Annotated in this window: 17 protein-coding genes; 14 read left to right on the top strand and 3 right to left on the bottom strand. The window is 34.0% G+C overall.

What is annotated here, in order from left to right:
• Nucleotides 1–48 precede the first annotated feature (48 nt).
• Nucleotides 49–681 carry a hypothetical protein gene (locus tag QMG60_RS18285; RefSeq protein ID WP_281865953.1) on the top strand — a complete coding sequence of 211 codons (633 nt, stop codon included), beginning with the start codon at nucleotides 49–51 and terminating at the stop codon, nucleotides 679–681.
• A gap of 252 nt (nucleotides 682–933) precedes the next feature.
• On the opposite strand, the gene QMG60_RS18290 is transcribed toward QMG60_RS18285, so the two are convergent.
• Together QMG60_RS18290 and QMG60_RS18295 are read right to left on the bottom strand one after the other, a co-directional pair.
• On the bottom strand, nucleotides 934–1,482 hold the full coding sequence (locus tag QMG60_RS18290) for a type 1 glutamine amidotransferase domain-containing protein (protein WP_281865954.1): 549 nt from the start codon (nucleotides 1,480–1,482) through the stop codon (nucleotides 934–936).
• A 227-nt stretch (nucleotides 1,483–1,709) separates the two neighbouring features.
• Nucleotides 1,710–2,144, bottom strand: a complete 435-nt coding sequence (locus QMG60_RS18295; RefSeq protein ID WP_281865955.1) for a cupin domain-containing protein — start codon at nucleotides 2,142–2,144, stop codon at nucleotides 1,710–1,712.
• 590 nt (nucleotides 2,145–2,734) lie between these two features.
• Between QMG60_RS18295 and QMG60_RS18300 the strand changes: the two genes are divergently transcribed.
• From QMG60_RS18300 to QMG60_RS18350, 11 genes are all read left to right on the top strand, one after another.
• Entirely contained in the window at nucleotides 2,735–3,328 is a 594-nt protein-coding gene (locus QMG60_RS18300; RefSeq protein ID WP_057116220.1) for a TetR/AcrR family transcriptional regulator, read from the top strand.
• Between the two features lie 248 nt (nucleotides 3,329–3,576).
• Nucleotides 3,577–4,794 carry an efflux RND transporter periplasmic adaptor subunit gene (locus QMG60_RS18305; RefSeq protein WP_281865956.1) on the top strand — a complete coding sequence of 406 codons (1,218 nt, stop codon included), beginning with the start codon at nucleotides 3,577–3,579 and terminating at the stop codon, nucleotides 4,792–4,794.
• A gap of 12 nt (nucleotides 4,795–4,806) precedes the next feature.
• Nucleotides 4,807–7,971 carry an efflux RND transporter permease subunit gene (locus tag QMG60_RS18310; RefSeq protein WP_057116222.1) on the top strand — a complete coding sequence of 1,055 codons (3,165 nt, stop codon included), beginning with the start codon at nucleotides 4,807–4,809 and terminating at the stop codon, nucleotides 7,969–7,971.
• Between the two features lie 127 nt (nucleotides 7,972–8,098).
• Nucleotides 8,099–9,517 (top strand): TolC family protein, encoded by a 1,419-nt coding sequence (locus QMG60_RS18315; protein WP_281865957.1) that lies wholly within the window; start codon nucleotides 8,099–8,101, stop codon nucleotides 9,515–9,517.
• 284 nt (nucleotides 9,518–9,801) lie between these two features.
• Nucleotides 9,802–10,407, top strand: a complete 606-nt coding sequence (locus QMG60_RS18320; RefSeq protein ID WP_281865958.1) for a Crp/Fnr family transcriptional regulator — start codon at nucleotides 9,802–9,804, stop codon at nucleotides 10,405–10,407.
• Between the two features lie 71 nt (nucleotides 10,408–10,478).
• Nucleotides 10,479–11,210: a GNAT family N-acetyltransferase gene (locus QMG60_RS18325; RefSeq protein WP_281865959.1), complete on the top strand. Its 732-nt coding sequence runs from the start codon at nucleotides 10,479–10,481 to the stop codon at nucleotides 11,208–11,210.
• Between the two features lie 211 nt (nucleotides 11,211–11,421).
• Nucleotides 11,422–11,802, top strand: a complete 381-nt coding sequence (locus QMG60_RS18330) for a DoxX family protein (protein WP_281865960.1) — start codon at nucleotides 11,422–11,424, stop codon at nucleotides 11,800–11,802.
• 12 nt (nucleotides 11,803–11,814) lie between these two features.
• Nucleotides 11,815–12,024, top strand: a complete 210-nt coding sequence (locus QMG60_RS18335) for a hypothetical protein (protein WP_057116226.1) — start codon at nucleotides 11,815–11,817, stop codon at nucleotides 12,022–12,024.
• Between the two features lie 74 nt (nucleotides 12,025–12,098).
• A complete protein-coding gene (locus QMG60_RS18340; protein ID WP_057116227.1) occupies nucleotides 12,099–12,476 on the top strand; it encodes a VOC family protein in 378 nt (125 codons plus the stop codon).
• Nucleotides 12,477–12,654: 178 nt separating this feature from the next.
• The gene (locus QMG60_RS18345; RefSeq protein ID WP_281865961.1) at nucleotides 12,655–13,161 is read left to right on the top strand and encodes a DinB family protein; all 507 of its coding nucleotides are present in this window, start codon (nucleotides 12,655–12,657) and stop codon (nucleotides 13,159–13,161) included.
• A gap of 27 nt (nucleotides 13,162–13,188) precedes the next feature.
• On the top strand, nucleotides 13,189–13,656 hold the full coding sequence (locus QMG60_RS18350; protein ID WP_057116229.1) for a hypothetical protein: 468 nt from the start codon (nucleotides 13,189–13,191) through the stop codon (nucleotides 13,654–13,656).
• Nucleotides 13,657–13,834: 178 nt separating this feature from the next.
• On the opposite strand, the gene QMG60_RS18355 is transcribed toward QMG60_RS18350, so the two are convergent.
• Nucleotides 13,835–13,996, bottom strand: a complete 162-nt coding sequence (locus QMG60_RS18355; protein ID WP_082586767.1) for a DUF1328 family protein — start codon at nucleotides 13,994–13,996, stop codon at nucleotides 13,835–13,837.
• Between the two features lie 270 nt (nucleotides 13,997–14,266).
• On the opposite strand from QMG60_RS18355, the gene QMG60_RS18360 reads away from it, so the two are divergent.
• Together QMG60_RS18360 and QMG60_RS18365 are read left to right on the top strand one after the other, a co-directional pair.
• On the top strand, nucleotides 14,267–15,325 hold the full coding sequence (locus QMG60_RS18360; RefSeq protein ID WP_281865962.1) for a pesticidal protein Cry7Aa: 1,059 nt from the start codon (nucleotides 14,267–14,269) through the stop codon (nucleotides 15,323–15,325).
• Nucleotides 15,306–17,576: a glycosyltransferase gene (locus QMG60_RS18365; RefSeq protein WP_281865963.1), complete on the top strand. Its 2,271-nt coding sequence runs from the start codon at nucleotides 15,306–15,308 to the stop codon at nucleotides 17,574–17,576. Before QMG60_RS18360 ends, QMG60_RS18365 begins: the two co-directional genes overlap by 20 nt.
• The last annotated feature ends 107 nt before the right edge of the window (nucleotides 17,577–17,683 follow it).

Consider the following 17,683-nt stretch of genomic DNA (forward strand, 5'->3'; position numbering starts at 1 on the left):
TTCCAAAGCCAAAATCTCTAAAAATATTCCTATTTTTGAATACAAAATATGACAAACTTTAATATGATTAACAGCATTAGTGATTGGGAAGAAAAACAAAAAGGTTATTTAGTTGTATCTGTATTGTGTCTCATTTTCGGAACTTATTTTTTTATCAAAGTCATTAGTGGAAGTTATGTCATAGAACAATCAGATCTTGAAGTTTATGAAAACCTGATCATTTCGAACGCTCCTAAATTCAAAGAAAGAAAAGGAAAAAGAAGCAGAAAATGGATAGAATTTAATTGCATTAATAATCAAAGTACTTTTGAGATTGCTGGTTATGACTATAGTTGTGTTAATGATCAAGAAGTTATAAATGAAATAAAAACTGGAGATACCATCTCCATTGCTATTTTAAAAGATGATTTGAATGATTTCAACACACAAAATTCTTGTGAAATTCATTCGTTGGTAAAAAATGATAAAGAATACCTCGATCTTAGATGCCGAAATGAAGTAGACAATGGAGGAGGAAAAAGGATTTTTCTGATTTTGTTTTCGATCTTTATTTTGACAGCCATTGTATATTCTCTTCCTAAAAAACCTAAACTTTTTGATATAGTCGATCCTATACTGATAGTTGGAATTGGATCAATAATACTTGCTTTCATTATTTATTTGATTACATTAGAATTATAGATAACGCATTGAAAAACCAAAAACATTGAAACAAATCCTTGATCCATAAGATCGAGGTTTTTCAGAAAAAATAAACTAAGTCGTTAATCCTTGTCGATATGCGCGTGCGATCCTTCGTCCCTCAGGATGACAAACCGCATGTAAACATTTGTCTGACAGATCGAAGTCAAAGCACCACAATTTTATCACAAAAAAAATGCAAGACCAAAATTGATCTTGCATTTTTTGTAACTTCATAAATGTAAATAAAAATTACACTGTCTGACGCTCGTGTTTTCCCTCTTTAATTTCTTCTACCATTTTTTTATTAAAAGCAGGCAAATCATTTGGGTTTCGGCTGGTTACTAAACCATTGTCTACCACTACTTCTGAGTCTTCCCATTGTGCACCGGCATTTTTCAAGTCGTTTTTAACAGAGAAGAACGAAGTTACTTTTCGACCTTGTAGCACATCTGCATCTACCAGAATTTGAGGTCCATGACAAATAGCCGCTACCGGTTTTTTACTTTCAAAAAATGAACGGACAAAATTTACTGCAGCCTCTTCTCTTCTTAATAAATCAGGGTTTATAACTCCCCCCGGAAGAACCAAAGCATCGTAATCTGCTTCATTTGCCTGATCCAATACAACATCAACATTATATTCTTTGCTCCAGTTACCGTCTTTCCAAGATTTAATAGTTCCTGATTTCAAACTTACAATATCTGCATTCCAACCTTGCTCTTCCAGATAGGCTTTAGGAGATGCTAATTCTGATTCTTCAAATCCGTTTGTTGCTAATATGGCTATATTCTTTTTCATAATTTTAAATTTTTAAAATGTTATTAATTTTGATTTACCTAAAATTACTTATTTCAAACAGCCAGGGAAAACAGACAGTGTTAAACCTTTCTTTAATAAAAGTTAATTAATTGAAATACAGATTTTTATTAAAAATTAAACTGAAATTATATAAAATTCACGCTATTATACTTCCCTATTTTATAGGATGACAACTTAGAGAACGATTAAAAATCATATTAAAGGAATTACCTCAAATCTTTTTTAATAACCAAATATTTCAAATCGGTAGTTCCAACATTTTTTATTCCGTGTTCCATATTTGAGGGACAGTAAAAACTCGTGTTCGGACCTGCGATTTTGGTTTTTCCGTCTAAGTAGAATTCGGCTGTGCCTTCGAGGATATAGAAAAATTCTTCTTCGACGTGATGGTGTGGCGCGTGTGTAGATTTGCCAGGTTCGACGATACTCATTTTTAGTGTGTTTTCCTGAGTGAAGTTTTTATCGCCAAACCAATATTGATAACCTACTTTGGTTTTTGTGGCTTTGTCTAATTCGAAATGATTGACACAGTTCTCGATTGTGTATTGCGGTTGTGCGGTTTCTTTTTTGGCTTCCTGAGAAAAGGTCAGCTGGAAAAATAAAACAGCAATTGTGGTTTTTAGGATGGTTAGTGGCTTCATTTTTTTTATTGTAATGTTACGAAAAAAAATGATACAGGTGGTTTTGCTCAGTCCCACAAAAGAAACCATTACTATTTTATTAAAAGTCCGAACGGGACGAAATATTTATAGAAATAATAATTACATTTTGATAGAGCCCAGTGGAGCGAAATATTCTCTGTTGATTTCGATAATTATTATATCGCTCCGCAGGAGCTTTGTAAACCGCTATTTAACAATCTATAAATATTTCATTCCTCTGGAATTTTACCTTCGAGAAAATCATTGATGGTAAAATTTGAAAAAGTTCTAATGAAAAAGATACATTCTCGTCTAGCCCCGATCGAAATGGTATCTTTTTATGGTCTCGTTTCTTTAACGAGACTACAAAAAATATAATGGAGAGCGGGACAAATGGTCTTAAAAACTAAAAAATGGCTGCTCCTTAAAATAATCATCCAGACAAAAACTTGAATAAAATAAAGGCTTTCCGAAGTTTTTTAAATCAATCTATGACACGATAAGAAAATATTATGATAAAAATATTTCATAATTAGAAAAACCGCCATACATTTGCCTAACAGTGTTAAACAATTTAATACTCGAATATAATGGCTAGTAAAGATCGAATTTTAAGACAAAAAGAAGAGACAAGGAACAACATCCTTGGGGCTGCTTATGATATCGTGAAAGACGAAGGCTGGAATGGTTTGAGTATGCGTAAAATTGCCGACAGGATCGAATATACTGCTCCTATTATTTATGAATATTTTTCGAATAAGGAAGCAATACTAGAAGAACTGACTGGCAAAGGTTTTATGAAACTGGCGAAAGAGTTACAAACTGCTAAAGCCAAATTTGAAAAACCCGAAGATCAATTAGAAGCCATGTGGATGACTTACTGGGACTTCGCTTTTACTAATACTGAAATGTATCAGTTAATGTTTGGTGTTCAAATGACCTGCTGCGCACAGCGATGTTCGGCTCAGGAAGCACCTTACAAATTGTTCACCGGAGTTATTGCTGAAATCATGAAGGACAGCAACCCTAGTGAAGATATCATCAAACAAAAATATTTTACTTTCTTTTCTGTTATTCATGGTTTAATCGCCATCAACATCATTAATAAAAGTGATATTTTAGAAACAATAAATGCTCAGATTTTGAAAGATGCCATTGGTGGTATCATCAAGTCTATACAATAAAAAAATTTTCAATTTTACTTAACGGTGTAAAATGATTTAAACAGGATAATATTAAATCCTTTTTTTTATAACATTCGCTTAACACTGTTAGAAAATTTAATAAAGGTAGTAAAAGCTCTTTTTTTAGACTCTTACTTAACAATGTTAGATAATTTAATACCGATTTAGAATAGAATTGGAAAGGGCTTGCTGTATAGAAATTTGTGCACTTTTACTTAACAACGTTAGATAATTTAATTCAATTAAATATGAATCCCGAGAATGCCAGAATACCAAAGAATTTAATCCGAGAAAATGTTCAACCAATTAAAACCACTATGAAAATGAAAAATGTAATTATAACCAGTTTTATTCTGGCCCTAGTATTAAGCAGCTGTGGCGACAAAAATCAGGCGCCTACTGCTCCGCCTCCACCGGTTTTACCTGTGCTGGCTATTACAAGTGCAAACACTACAACTGACGCTGAATATCCTGCTGCAATACAAGGAACTGTTGATGTTGAAATTCGCCCACAAGTAAGCGGAAACCTTGACAGAATTTTTGTTGACGAAGGTGCGTATGTAAGTAAAGGACAAACTTTATTCAAAATAAACGAACGTCCGTTTCGTGAGCAGTTAAACAATGCTTTGGCAAGTCTACACGCTGCAGAAGCGGCTTTAATCAACGCTAATTTAGAAGTTGATAAACTTACTCCGCTGGTTCAAAACAAAGTAGTTTCAGACTATCAGTTAAAAACAGCTAAAGCTTCTCAAAAAATTGCTGCTGCAAATATTGAACAAGCAAAAGCAATGGTTGGTTCTGCTAAAATTAATTTAGGCTATACAAATGTGACAGCTCCAGTTAGTGGTTACATAGGAAGACTGCCTAAAAAACAAGGAAGTTTAGTATCAGCTTCTGATGTTGAACCTTTAACGACTTTATCAGACGTTCATGAAGTTTTTGCTTATTTCTCTTTGAGCGAAACAGATTTCATCAACTTTAAATCACAATATGCAGGAAGTTCTTTAGGTGATAAAATCAAAAAACTGCCTCCAGTTACTTTGATTTTAGCTGATAACAACGCTTATCCGCAAACTGGAAAAATCGATATGGTTGACGGTCAGTTTGATAAAACTACAGGTGCAATAACGATTAGAGCAACTTTCCCAAATACAAACGGAACGTTACGTTCTGGAAACACAGGAAGAATTCGTTTAGGGTTACAACACGACGATGCGATTTTAGTGCCGCAAGCTGCTACGATTGAAATGCAGGATAAAGTATTTGTTTTCACCGTAGGCAAAGACAACAAAGTAACCAAAATGCCAATTACAGTTGTGGGTAAAAATGGTACCAATTATTTAATTAAAGATGGTGTAAAAACGGGTGATCAAATCGTAATGAGCGGTATTGACAAACTTCAGGACGGACAGGCTATTCAACCTGAAAAAGCTGCAAAAGTTGCCCAAGTAACTAATAAAAAATAATTCTAAAAGACAATGTTCAAAATATTTATACAAAGACCTGTACTGGCAACCGTAATTTCCATTTTATTGGTAATTCTGGGGGTATTGGGTTTAACTAAACTGCCTTTACAACAGTTTCCTGATATTGCGCCTCCATCGGTTTTGGTAACGGCGGTATATCCTGGAGCCAACGCAGAAACGGTTTTACGTTCTGTGGCACCTTCTATCGAAGAATCAATAAATGGTGTAGAAAACATGACTTATATGAGTTCTACAGCCAGTAACGACGGTACTTTAGCGATTACGGTTTTCTTTAAACTAGGAACAGATGCCGATCAGGCTGCGGTAAACGTACAAAACCGTGTTGCTCAGGCAACGAGCCAGCTTCCTGCCGAGGTTGTACAGCAAGGTATTGTTACGGCGAAACAGCAAAACAGTTTCATCATGGCAATTGGTATGTACACCGAAGATGAATCAAAATACGATCAGACTTTTGTGGCCAACTATGCACAGATTAATATTATTCCGGAGCTAAAACGTATTCCGGGTGTGGGTTCTGCCAGTATTTTTGGTGGTGTAAAAGATTACTCTATGCGTGTTTGGTTGAATCCAACGCAGATGTCTACTTACAAAGTGACTCCAAGCGAAGTTATGGGAGCGATTCAGGACAAAAGTTTGGAAGCGGCTCCAGGTAAATTTGGAGAGCGAAGCAAAGAAGTTTTTGAATACGTTATTAAATACAAAGGAAAATTAACCAAACCTGAAGATTATGAAAATATTGCTATACGTTCTAATGCAGATGGCTCAGTACTTCGCTTAAAAGATGTAGCGAGAGTTGAACTTGGCGCTTACTCTTACAACAGTTTAACTCGTTTAAATGGTAAAAAAGGAATTGTAATTGGGGTTATTCAGTTAGCAGGTTCTAACTCGAATGATATTCAGATTGCTATTAACAAAATGATGGAAAAGGCTTCTAAAGATTTTCCAAAAGGCATTAAACACAATATTTTCTATAGTACAAAAGTATCTCTTGACCAATCTATCGAACAGGTTGAGCATACGTTAATAGAAGCTTTTATACTGGTATTTATTGTGGTATTTATCTTCTTGCAAGATTTTAGATCAACATTAATCCCGGCTATTGCTGTACCTGTAGCAATTTTAGGAACGTTCTTCTTCATGCAGTTATTCGGATTTTCGATCAACCTTTTAACGCTTTTCGCATTAATTCTGGCGATTGGTATTGTGGTCGATGATGCCATTGTGGTAGTCGAAGCGGTGCATGCGAAAATGGAGCACAAACGTTTGTCTCCAAAAATCGCAACCCATGAAGCAATGCACGAAATAACGGGTGCTATTATCTCGATTACGCTGGTAATGGCTGCTGTATTCCTGCCGGTTGGTTTTATGGAAGGCTCAACAGGAGTTTTCTATCGTCAGTTTGCCTTTACGATGGCAATTGCAATTGTAATTTCGGCTGTTAATGCCTTAACATTGAGTCCGGCGCTTGCTGCTTTATTCTTAAAGGATAATCATGGATCTCACGATCATGGCGCGCCTTATGAGAAAAAAGGATTTAAAGAAAAATTCTTTACCGCTTTCAACAGCAGTTTTGAATCGTTGACAAACCGTTACGTTGGCGGATTGAAATTCTTAATCAGAAGAAAATGGTTGAGCTTAGGCGGATTAGCTTTAATTACTGTTGCAACAGTAATTATGGTGAAAACAACTCCAGCAGGATTTATCCCAACAGAAGATCAAGGATTTATTGCTATTGCAGTAAATACACCTTCTGGAACATCATTAGACGGAACTCAAAAAGTAATGACTGAAGCTGAGAATACTTTAAGAGGTTTAGATGCTTCTCGATTTGTAACAGCGATTTCAGGTTTCAACTTATTGACAAATTCAACAAGTCCATCTTCTGCAGTAGTTTTCGTATTGCTTAAACCAAATGAGGAACGAGGCGAAGTGAAAAATATTGACGAAATCATGAATCAGGTTCGTGGTAAACTGGGCGCTATTTCTGGCGGAAGTTTCTTCGTATTCAGTTTCCCAACTGTTCCTGGATTTAGTAATGTTGAAGCTTTAGATTTGGTTCTTCAAGATAAAACGGGAGGAAAACTGGATAAATTCTCTGGAATCTCTCAAAACTTTATCGGCGAATTAATGAAACGTCCAGAAATTGCTGTTGCTTTTACCTCTTTCAAAGCAGATTATCCGCAATTACAATTGGAAGTTAATGACGAAAAAGCAAATCAGTTAGGCGTTAATGTAAAAGACATTTTACAAACGATGCAGGCTTACTTTGGTAGCGCTCAGGCCTCTGATTTCAACCGATTTGGTAAATATTACCGTGTAGTTGTTCAGGCCGATATCGAAGACAGAGCTGATCCAACTGCTATTGACAGAGTTTTTGTCAAAAACAAAACAGGCGAAATGGTGCCAATAAATACTTTAGTGAAACTAACCCGTATTTATGGTTCTGAAACCGCTTCTAGATACAATTTATTTAATTCAATTTCGATTAATGCGATTCCGAAACCTGGATTTAGTTCCGGAGATGCCATTAAAGCAATTGAAGAAGTAGCAGCACAACAATTACCTGCAGGTTACGGGTTTGAATTCTCGGGCCAGACTCGTGAGGAGATTTCTTCTGGAGGGCAGTCTGCAACTATATTCTTACTGTGTTTGATATTCATTTATTTCCTACTTGCTGCACAGTACGAAAGTTACATTTTGCCTTTGGCTGTAATCTTGTCAATCCCTGCAGGTATTTTTGGAGTATTCGTAGCGATTGGTTTAACTGGAATCGAAAACAACATTTACGTACAAGTTGCGCTCGTCATGCTGATCGGACTTCTTGCTAAAAATGCCATTTTGATTGTCGAGTTTGCCGTTCAAAAACGAAAATCGGGACAAGCGTTAGTCAGAGCTTCAATCGATGCAGCAAAATTACGTTTGCGACCAATTATCATGACGTCTCTTGCTTTTGTAGTAGGTTTAGTGCCAATGATGAGTGCCAAAGGTCCATCTGCACAAGGTAACCACTCCATCAGTATCGGGGCAGCTGGAGGGATGCTTTCAGGAGTAATTCTAGGTTTGTTTATCATTCCGGTGCTCTTCATCATCTTCCAGCATTTACAAGAAAAGGTTTCTGGAAAACCAGTTGCCGTAATTCATAATGAAGAAAAATAAAATATGGAAAACTATATAACAACAGCTTTAGTAGCCATTATCATTGGCATCGCTTATATATCGTACAGAATCGCAAAAGATCTTGAAACTAGAAAAGATACTTGTACAGAAATCTAATAAAAAAACAATGAAAAATCATATAACCAAAATCGTGACCTTCGCCATTCTGATCACGACCTTAATATCCTGTAAAGTTTCGAAGGATATTGAAACTCCAAAAGATGCATTTCCTGAGAATTTCAGGAATGCATCGGTTTCGAGTGATACAACCAGTATTGCCGATTTGGAGTGGAAAAATTTCTTTACAGAAAAAGATATTATCAAACTAATTGACAGTGCCGTTGCGAGAAACAACGACCTTCAGATTGCCGAAAAGAACATCGAAATTGCTCAATACCGTTTTACACAGTCAAAATGGGGAAATGTACCTCAGGTTAATTTATTTGTAAATGCAAGCACAAGCAATCCGTCTGATAACAGTTTTACAGGATTGAATTTAAACCAAGCAATTGGTGCAAAACATATTGATGATTATTCTGCTGGAGCTTCACTTTCTTGGGAAGCTGATATTTGGGGAAAGATCAGAAACCAAAAGAAAGGTGCTTACGCAGGATATCTTCAATCTGAAGAAGTAAAAAAAGCTTTGCAGACTAATATTGTAGCAAATGTTTCTAGAGGATATTATAATCTTTTGATGCTGGATGCACAATTGGAAATTGCCAGACAAAATCTAAAATTAAACGATAGTACAACGAACATTATCAAATTAAAATACGATGCTGGTCAGGTAACGACATTAGCGATTCAACAATCTGAAGCACAGAAATTAAACTCAGCGCAATTGATTCCGTTATTAGAACAAAATATTGCGATTCAGGAAAATGCTTTGAGTGTTTTAACGGGTTCTTTTCCGAATTCAAAAGAAAGAACAATTCGTTTAAGTGCAATTGATGTAAAACACAATACAGCAATCGGGATTCCGTCTGCCTTAGTAAGCAGAAGACCTGATGTAAAAAGTGCCGAATTGGCTCTGAAAGTTGCCAACGCAAACGTAGGAATCACAAAAGCCGATTTATATCCAGCTTTGAGAATAACAGCGCAAGGCGGCTTAAACTCTTTCGAAACCAGCAATTGGTTCAACATTCCAGCTTCTTTATTCGGAACTGTTGCGGGAGGTTTAACGCAGCCACTTTTAAACAACAAAAGAGTAAGAACGCAATATAATATCGCTGTAGCAGAAAGAGAAAAAGCGGTTTTAAATTTCAGACAATCGGTTTTGGTTGCCGTAAGCGAAGTTTCGGATGCTTTGGTTAAAGTAGAGAAATTACAGCAACAGGAGACTTTCTTAAAAGAAAAAGTAAAAACATTACAATTTGCCATTAAAAATGCCAACTTATTATTCAAAAATGGTATGGCAGAATATCTGGAAGTTTTAACAGCACAGGCAAATCTTTTGCAAAGCGAACTAGAACTTGCCGATATTAAAAGACAACAACTTACAGCTAATACAGATTTGTACCGCGCTCTAGGCGGAGGTTGGAAATAATACCTGTTACATTACCCGTTAATTATTTATTTTTTGAGATGAAAACGCTGTGAGACCTTTGGGTTTCATGGCGTTTTTTAGTTTTTTTAATTTGCCGCTAAGGCGCTAAGGCACGAAGTTTTTTTTTAAGCCTCTCGCTGATTTTATTTTATCTCATTTTATGTCATTGCGAGAAACGAAGCAACCACACTAGAATTAGTGATTCAGCAAATGAGTTTGCTTCCTTGAAATGACAAATCTGACTCAAAATTTAGCTATTTTTGGTAAGCTTAAAAATTACAATAATGATTTCTAACCACCAGAGATACCTCACTCAATTAAAACAAACCATTGAAAGCTACTATCCTCTTTCTGAAAACTCATGGCAATTGATTGAGGGCATTGCAGCATTTCAAACCCTTAAAAAAGGAGAAACGTTATTGCAAAACGGAGAAATCGCTAAAAATCTTCATTTTATAGCAAAAGGTGTTTTACGAGCTTTTATCACAGACCAGCAGGGAAATTTCTATAACAAAAATCTCTTTCTTGAAAATTATTTTGCAGGTTCTAAGGTTTCATTAATGCTGCAATCACCTTCGAATTTTACAATTGAAGCTTTGGAAGACAGCATTATCATCAATCTTAATTATAAAAAATACATTTCGTTAATTAATGAAAACGATGATCTCAAAAACTTTTATATCGCTCATTTAGAGAAAAACTGGATTATAGATAAAGAGCAGAGAGAAGTCGCTTTGGTCATGCAAAACGCAACCGAGCGATATGTAAGTCTTTTACAAAAACATCCAAGTATTGCAGAACGAGTTCCGTTATTGCATATTGCATCGCATTTAGGTATTACGCCAACACAGTTAAGCCGAATTAGAAAAAGTCTGGAAAAAGATTTGTAAATCAACATATGTAAAGGCTTTTCTAAAAGACTGATTTTATCTTTGCTCTATAATTCAAACTTGTTATTACAATGACCAATAGAAACCTTATCAAAGACAATATTGACAATCTTACAGCACTTTGGAGAACTGTTGCCACTCCACTCCTTTCCTATCATAAATTCGATCCTTTTGAATTCAGCCAAATAAAAAACTCAGGCTGGCCTAACCGCTTATGGTTTCGTGAAGATATTAAAGAAGAAAATCTTCCGCAGATTATGGAAATTATGGAAAAAAATCCAGAATTAGTTATTCCGTATTGGGATATTTTTGGAAGTAACTCCAGTGAATTTTTTGAAAATAAAGGATTTAAAATTCGAATTCAACTGATGGCTATGGCCTTAAAACTGGATAAAAAATTCACACTTCAAAATAAGTTGAATTTTAAAAGAGTTCTAAATGAAGAAGATGCTAAAACTTGGTCTGATATTTATCCTTTATCTTTCAGCTATGTAATCAGTAAAGAGACGCTGGTGCATAATTACGAAAATGTGAAGTTTTATCTGGTTCATTTTGAAGAAAAACCAATTGGAACGCTGACCCTTTTTCAAACTGGGAATGTAATGGGAATTCATGGTGTCGGAGTAATTCCAGAAATGCGTAAAAAAGGTTTTGCAGAAGAAATCATGAAATTTGCCCTCAACGAAGCAATTGATGCTGGCTGTGAATATGCACAACTACAAGCTTCAGCTTTAGGAAAAGGAATTTATACAAGATTAGGTTTTGAAGATTTGTTTTTGATTACTAATTACCAACTGACGTAAATTTTAAAATCAAAAATTCCAAATTTCTCATTTTCTGTCATTGTGGTTAAAAATCTAAAGTCTAAAATCTATCCCGAGGCTTCGGGACTAAAATCTAAAATCAACAATGTCCCAAATGCCCCTAAAATAGTCGCAAATGCGTATTCGTTAAAAAGTAAAACATTATTAGATTTGTAATACATTAACTAATAACCTTTTAAAACAATACCCAATGAAAAAAGCAAAAATTATTTTTTGGATTACGACTATTATTATTTTTCTATTTGAAGGCGTTATGCCCGCTTTATTTTCACAAAGCCAGGAAGCTAAAGAAGGAATCAGACATTTAGGTTACCCTGAATATTTTGGAGTTGCTTTGGTAATTTTTAAAATTCTTGGTGTTTTGGCTTTGGTAATTCCACAAGTACCTAAAAATGTAAAAGAATGGGCTTATGCAGGATTTGGTTTCGATTTTATCTTTGCTTCTATCAGTCACTTTGCGGTTGACGGAATAAATTTTCAAAGTTTCTTTCCATTGATCTTTTTAGTGATTCTGGCGATTTCTTATATCTATTATCATAAAATAGAGCGATACAAAAATATCGCGCTGTAAATTCAAAACTTTATGATTGAAGTTTTTAAAACAAATGTTCAAGAAGAATCTCAATGTAAAATTATTATTGAGAAACTTCTTGAACACTATCCTAACAGCGCTATTAATTTTGACCTTGAAGACTGCGATAAAATTTTACGAATTCATGCTGCGGGAATTTCAAATAATATAATAATTGAGCTTCTGAATGCACATGGTTTTCATTGTGAGGTTCTTTTATAAAAACATAATTTATTGATTTACAAATAGTAAAATAAAAATCGTAATTTTAGAATACTAATTTTAAAATATCGAAAATGAATATTCCGGCAGAACATCAAACCATAATGCCTTATTTAATTTTACAAGGCGCAGCAAAATTTATCGATTTTACAAAAGTTGTTTTTGGAGCATCTGAAACTAACACAAAATCAATCCGCGCAGACGGAAGTATAATGCATGCTGAAGTTACCCTTAACGGAAGCACCATTATGATTACGGATGAAATTACGGATTGGGCAAAACAAACTTCACACCTATTTGTTTATGTTCCCAATGCCGATGAAACCTATAAAAAAGCTATAGAAAACGGAGCTGTTTCTTTAATGGAGTTAAGCGACCAAGATTATGGCAGAACCTGCGGTGTTACAGATCCGTTTGGAAATGTGTGGTGGATTACCTCTGTAAATAATTAAAGCAGAAAACCGAAATTCAAAATACTGATTATTAGAATTTTAATATTTTTTATCGTATATTTGAAGTACTATCATTCCCCTAATTCTATAAATTTAATTGAACAAAATTCACTGGCAGGTTTTCTTAAAACCGATCGGTTCACAGCTGTTATTGATCTAATTCTAAAATTAAAATAAGATGAAAAGCGGTATCCAAAATACTATTATAGAAACTTACAGTAAATTGAATGATACTATTTCTTCTTTTTCGGAGGAAGAAATTAATATTGTACCATTTGAAGGAAGCTGGACAGCCGGGCAGACTGCACAGCATATTATTTTAGCCTGTGCTGATATTCCAAAACTGTTTGCTGGAAAAACAGAGAAAACAAACCGTGAGGCTGATGAAAACGTTAAAAATCTGGATGCGGTTTTTTTAGATTTTAATACCAAATACCAATCTCCCGAAAATATAAAACCTGCTGAAATTGATTACGATAAAAGCAAATTACTGGCTTCATTAAATAAAATACAAAAAGATTTATTTGAAGCTGCTGAAACCTACGATTTAACGCTGACGTGTCTTGATGCCAAAATACCAGGTTTTGAAAATTTCACTATTTACGAATGGATTTATTTTGCAATTGTTCATACACAAAGACATACGCATCAATTGAAATTGATTTATGAAAATATCAAAAAATAATAAATAGTTAAACCAAAATTTATTTTTATGAGATCAAAAGTTAAGACCATTGTTTCTTCTGGTTTAGTAGCTGGCACATTAGATATTACTGCAGCTATTTTAATTTATGCCGTGATCCTTCATAAAACAACAGCCGAAAAAATCCTGCAGTCTATCGCAAGCGGTGTTTTTAAAAAAGAAGCTTATACAGCTGGAACAGAAATGACTTTTGCGGGTTTAGGTTTACATTTCTTAATCACTTTTATATTTGCCTGGTTTTATTTTAAGATCTTTCCGTACATTCCTTTTTTCAAAATAAACACCCTTTTATCTGGAGTTTCTTATGGCTTCTTTATCTGGGTTGTAATGAATCTTATTGTACTTCCAATTGTTTTTCCTGTTTTACCAGAAAAGAAATTAGACTTTGCTCTCCTATTGTCAATTTTAATCGTAATTTGCTGCGTAGGGATACCAATAGCTTTCATAACGCGGAAATATTATGCTAAATGGTACTAGAAAAAAGGTTCAAAGGTTTAAGGTTCAGAGTGGCAGAGGTTGAATTTAGCTGCTTTATACTTTTTACATTTTTGATTTCTGAAAATAATCTCAAATGGTCTAAAAACAAAAAAGTAATTCAAGTTCCGTAGAACCCGAATTACTTATATGTTAAAAAAAAATATCTTCTTAAAAGTGCTTAAACCTTTGTTCTACCTGTAATTAGTGAAATAATAAATAACACTATAAAGATAAAGAACAAAACTTTTGCAATACCTGCAGCTCCAGCGGCAATACCACCAAAACCAAAAATTCCGGCTATAATAGCAAGAATTATAAAAATGACTGTCCAGCGTAACATAATTTTAGATTTTTTAGTTCGTAAATACGACTATTCAATAGTCTGTTTTGTTTGTTATTCAAATTTATTTTATTCCTACAAATCTTGTTAACTCAAAACGCTTTTTAAATTAACTCAATAAACTAAAAAACAAGCATTTACCGCAGGTTTTCATTATTATTTTTTAGTCTTACAGAATTACCATGTTTAAGCTTTTGAGTTAATTTTTTAATGGATTGGATTAATCGCTGCTCCTATCCCAAGGTAATTTTATCAAAAATAATTACAGTAATGGAAGAAGCTAAAAAGCATGGTGTTCTTTTAGAAAAAACAGAAAGAAATTTTGAAGAATTGGGTGTTTTAAATCCAGCCATTTATCAAGATGGAAATACTGTTCACATGTTTTACAGAGCTGCCAAAAAAGGAAATTTCTCCACTATAGGTTATTGTCGTTTTGAAGGACCGACAACTTTAGTAGAAAGACGTTCAAATCCGATTTTTCTTCCAGAGTATATTTATGAAATTCATGGAGTTGAAGACCCAAGAATTACTAAAATAGATGACCTGTATTATATGACTTATGTCACGTATGACGGATTAAATGCCTGCGGTGCCTTTGCTGTTTCTAAAGATTTAGTAAAGTTTAAAAAGAAAGGAATAATTACACCGCGATTTATTTTAAATGAATTTACTAATCTAATTAGAAACCATTTACAAAATCCGAGTATTGCAAAGATATTAGCTTTTAATACCGAAAGAAACTATCCGCTCACGGAGACCATGAAAGAGCACTTATACGTGTGGGATAAAAATGTGGTTCTTTTTCCGAAAAAAATTAATGGAAAATTTGTCGCATTGCACAGGCTCTTCCCGTCTATTCAGATTGTTACATTCGAAAAAAAATCTGAGCTGACTGAAGACTTTTGGAAAAATTATTTAAAAGATCTTCCGAGTCATATTGTAATGGAACCCAAGTTTGACCATGAAACAAGTCATATTGGACCAGGAGCTCCGCCGATCGAAACAGCAGACGGCTGGCTTTTAATTTATCATGCTGCTGAAAGAAGAGAAAAAGGATTGGTTTATCATGCCTGTGCCGTTTTACTGGACTTAGAAAATCCAGCGAAAGTAATCGGCAGACTGCCAAAACCAATTATTACTCCTTCTGAATATTACGAAAGACATGGTTATGTAAATTATGTAGTTTTCCCGACTGGAACTGCAATTTTTGATGACCGATTATATATTTATTATGGCGCTGCCGATGACAAAATTGCGGTGGCATCTTTGAACCTGAACGAGTTATTAACCGAACTAAAAATGAATTCTCATGAAAACAATATCAAATAAATCAAAAATAGTTTTTCTATCTACTTTTCCGCCAACACAATGTGGCATAGCAACTTATACTCAAGATACAATTAAAGGAATCACCGATGTATATGGTAAATCTATCACATGCGAAATATGTGAGCTTGTGGATACACCAAAAGAAAAACCAACACAGGCATTTACCTTAAACACAAAAAACAGAGAAGAGTACGCAAAAGTAGCAGAAGAAATCAATCAGGATGGAGCTGTAAAATTAGTTCACATTCAACATGAGTTTGGTTTGTTTTCAGGAAATTACGGAGATCATCTATTAGATTTTTTAAATGTAATTAAAATACCTGTGACATACACTTTCCATAGTGTAATACCAAACCCAAACAACGAATTAAAAACTTTTGTAAAACTGTTATTGAGTTACAGCAATTCGGTTTTTGTAATGACTAACAAATCAAAAGAAATACTAATTAAAGACTATGACATCAATGAAGAAATAATTACTTGCGTACCTCATGGAACTCATATCGTAGTTTATGAAGCTCCTCAAAATGCAAAGGAAAAATTAAACATTGGAGATCGTATCGTATTATCAACTTTTGGACTTTTAGGCGAAGGAAAAAATATCGAAACTGGATTGCAGGCACTTCCAAAAATTGTTGAGAAAGCACCAAATGCATTGTATTTAATTATTGGAAAAACACATCCAAATTTAATTAAAGATGGTGTAGACACTTATAGAGAAAAATTAGAGTCAATTGTAGAAGAATTAAATCTGCAGAATAATGTACGTTTTATAAACAAATATTTAGACACTGATGAACTTTTAGAATACCTAAAAGCTACAGATATTTATATGTTTACATCTAAAGATCCAAATCAGGCTGTAAGCGGTACTTTTGCTTATGCAATGAGCTGTGCGTGTCCTATAGTGGCTTCTAAAATTCCTCATACAAAAGAAGTATTAACTCCAGATTCAGGAATATTAGTAGATATCGGAGATGTAGATCAGTTTGCAGATGCGGCAATTAAATTAATCGCTGATGAAAACTTAAGAAATGAAATGGGTATAAACTCGTTTACAAAAATGCGTGCTTCTTCTTGGGAAAATGCTGCCATTACCCACATGAATACATATAAAAACTTAATGGAAAATTCTTCAGAGATTAAATACAGTTATCCGGAAATTCAACTAAGACATATTAAAAGATTAACTACCGAACTTGGTATTATTCAATTTAGTAAAATTTCAATTCCAGATTTAGATTCTGGATATACATTAGACGATAACGCAAGAGCATTGATTGCTTTCTGTATGCATTACAAACTGACTCAAGATAAAGATGATTTAGCTTATATCCTAATCTACTTAGATTTTATCCAGCGTTGTCAAAAACCAAAAGGTGATTTCATCAATTACGTAGATCAGGAAAATCGTGAACATGTTGAACAAAATGCCGAAGTTAACTTAGAAGATTCAAATGCAAGAGCAATTTGGGCATTAGGAACTGTGGTTTCACTTTCAGATATTCTTCCAGAAGCTATTACTAAAAAAGCAACTAGATGTTTATTGAATTCATTAAAATGGACTGAAACTATTCAATCGCCACGTTCTATTGGTTTTGCAACAAAAGGTTTGTACTTGTATCACTCAACAATTCCTAATTTATATGTAGCGGCAATTATTAATAAATTGAATGCAAAACTGCTTAAAAATTACGAAGATACAGCTACAGAAGACTGGAAATGGTTTGAAAATTATTTAACATACGGAAATGGTGTTTTACCAGAATCAATGCTGTATGCTTACTTAATTACTAATAAGCCAATTTACAAAAAGGTTGCTTTAGATTCTTTAGATTTCTTGATTTCTAAAACATTCGTAAATGGTGATTTTAAAGCAATTTCTAATAGAAGCTGGCACCATAAAGGTTCAGAACCACAACAATATGGAGAACAGCCAATAGATGTTACTTATACGATACAGACTTTAAATGCCTTTTATGATGCATTTAAAACTCCAGAATATAAAAAGAAAATGAGAATTGCATTTAATTGGTTCTTAGGTAAAAACCACTTGAATCAAATTATGTACAACCCAGTAAGCGGCGGTGGTTATGACGGACTTGAAAAAGAAAATGTAAACTTAAATCAAGGCGCAGAATCTACAGTATGTTTTTTAACAGCAAGATTATTAATGGAAAAATTAGCTCAGACACAGTCTAAAGTTATTCCGTTAATGAAATCCCGTACTGGAATCGCAATTAATTCATAAAAATAAGGTAGAAGCTAACCAAATACTTCTCTTTTAAAACCCTGAAAATCCCTTTCTAAATGAAAGGGCTTTTTTGTTTTTTGCTATTTCGTCAAAATCATCAAAAT

Origin of the sequence: Flavobacterium sp. GSB-24 (assembly GCF_027924665.1) — a bacterium.
Taxonomy (GTDB): Bacteria; Bacteroidota; Bacteroidia; order Flavobacteriales; family Flavobacteriaceae; genus Flavobacterium.

What these genes read in the sequence shown, in the direction of transcription:
- QMG60_RS18285 (WP_281865953.1), top strand. Translation starts at nt 49, where the DNA reads ATGACAAACTTTAATATGATTAACAGCATTAGTGATTGGGAAGAAAAA.
- QMG60_RS18290 (WP_281865954.1), bottom strand. Translation starts at nt 1,482, where the DNA reads ATGAAAAAGAATATAGCCATATTAGCAACAAACGGATTTGAAGAATCA.
- QMG60_RS18295 (WP_281865955.1), bottom strand. Translation starts at nt 2,144, where the DNA reads ATGAAGCCACTAACCATCCTAAAAACCACAATTGCTGTTTTATTTTTC.
- QMG60_RS18300 (WP_057116220.1), top strand. Translation starts at nt 2,735, where the DNA reads ATGGCTAGTAAAGATCGAATTTTAAGACAAAAAGAAGAGACAAGGAAC.
- QMG60_RS18305 (WP_281865956.1), top strand. Translation starts at nt 3,577, where the DNA reads ATGAATCCCGAGAATGCCAGAATACCAAAGAATTTAATCCGAGAAAAT.
- QMG60_RS18310 (WP_057116222.1), top strand. Translation starts at nt 4,807, where the DNA reads ATGTTCAAAATATTTATACAAAGACCTGTACTGGCAACCGTAATTTCC.
- QMG60_RS18315 (WP_281865957.1), top strand. Translation starts at nt 8,099, where the DNA reads ATGAAAAATCATATAACCAAAATCGTGACCTTCGCCATTCTGATCACG.
- QMG60_RS18320 (WP_281865958.1), top strand. Translation starts at nt 9,802, where the DNA reads ATGATTTCTAACCACCAGAGATACCTCACTCAATTAAAACAAACCATT.
- QMG60_RS18325 (WP_281865959.1), top strand. Translation starts at nt 10,479, where the DNA reads ATGACCAATAGAAACCTTATCAAAGACAATATTGACAATCTTACAGCA.
- QMG60_RS18330 (WP_281865960.1), top strand. Translation starts at nt 11,422, where the DNA reads ATGAAAAAAGCAAAAATTATTTTTTGGATTACGACTATTATTATTTTT.
- QMG60_RS18335 (WP_057116226.1), top strand. Translation starts at nt 11,815, where the DNA reads ATGATTGAAGTTTTTAAAACAAATGTTCAAGAAGAATCTCAATGTAAA.
- QMG60_RS18340 (WP_057116227.1), top strand. Translation starts at nt 12,099, where the DNA reads ATGAATATTCCGGCAGAACATCAAACCATAATGCCTTATTTAATTTTA.
- QMG60_RS18345 (WP_281865961.1), top strand. Translation starts at nt 12,655, where the DNA reads ATGAAAAGCGGTATCCAAAATACTATTATAGAAACTTACAGTAAATTG.
- QMG60_RS18350 (WP_057116229.1), top strand. Translation starts at nt 13,189, where the DNA reads ATGAGATCAAAAGTTAAGACCATTGTTTCTTCTGGTTTAGTAGCTGGC.
- QMG60_RS18355 (WP_082586767.1), bottom strand. Translation starts at nt 13,996, where the DNA reads ATGTTACGCTGGACAGTCATTTTTATAATTCTTGCTATTATAGCCGGA.
- QMG60_RS18360 (WP_281865962.1), top strand. Translation starts at nt 14,267, where the DNA reads ATGGAAGAAGCTAAAAAGCATGGTGTTCTTTTAGAAAAAACAGAAAGA.
- QMG60_RS18365 (WP_281865963.1), top strand. Translation starts at nt 15,306, where the DNA reads ATGAAAACAATATCAAATAAATCAAAAATAGTTTTTCTATCTACTTTT.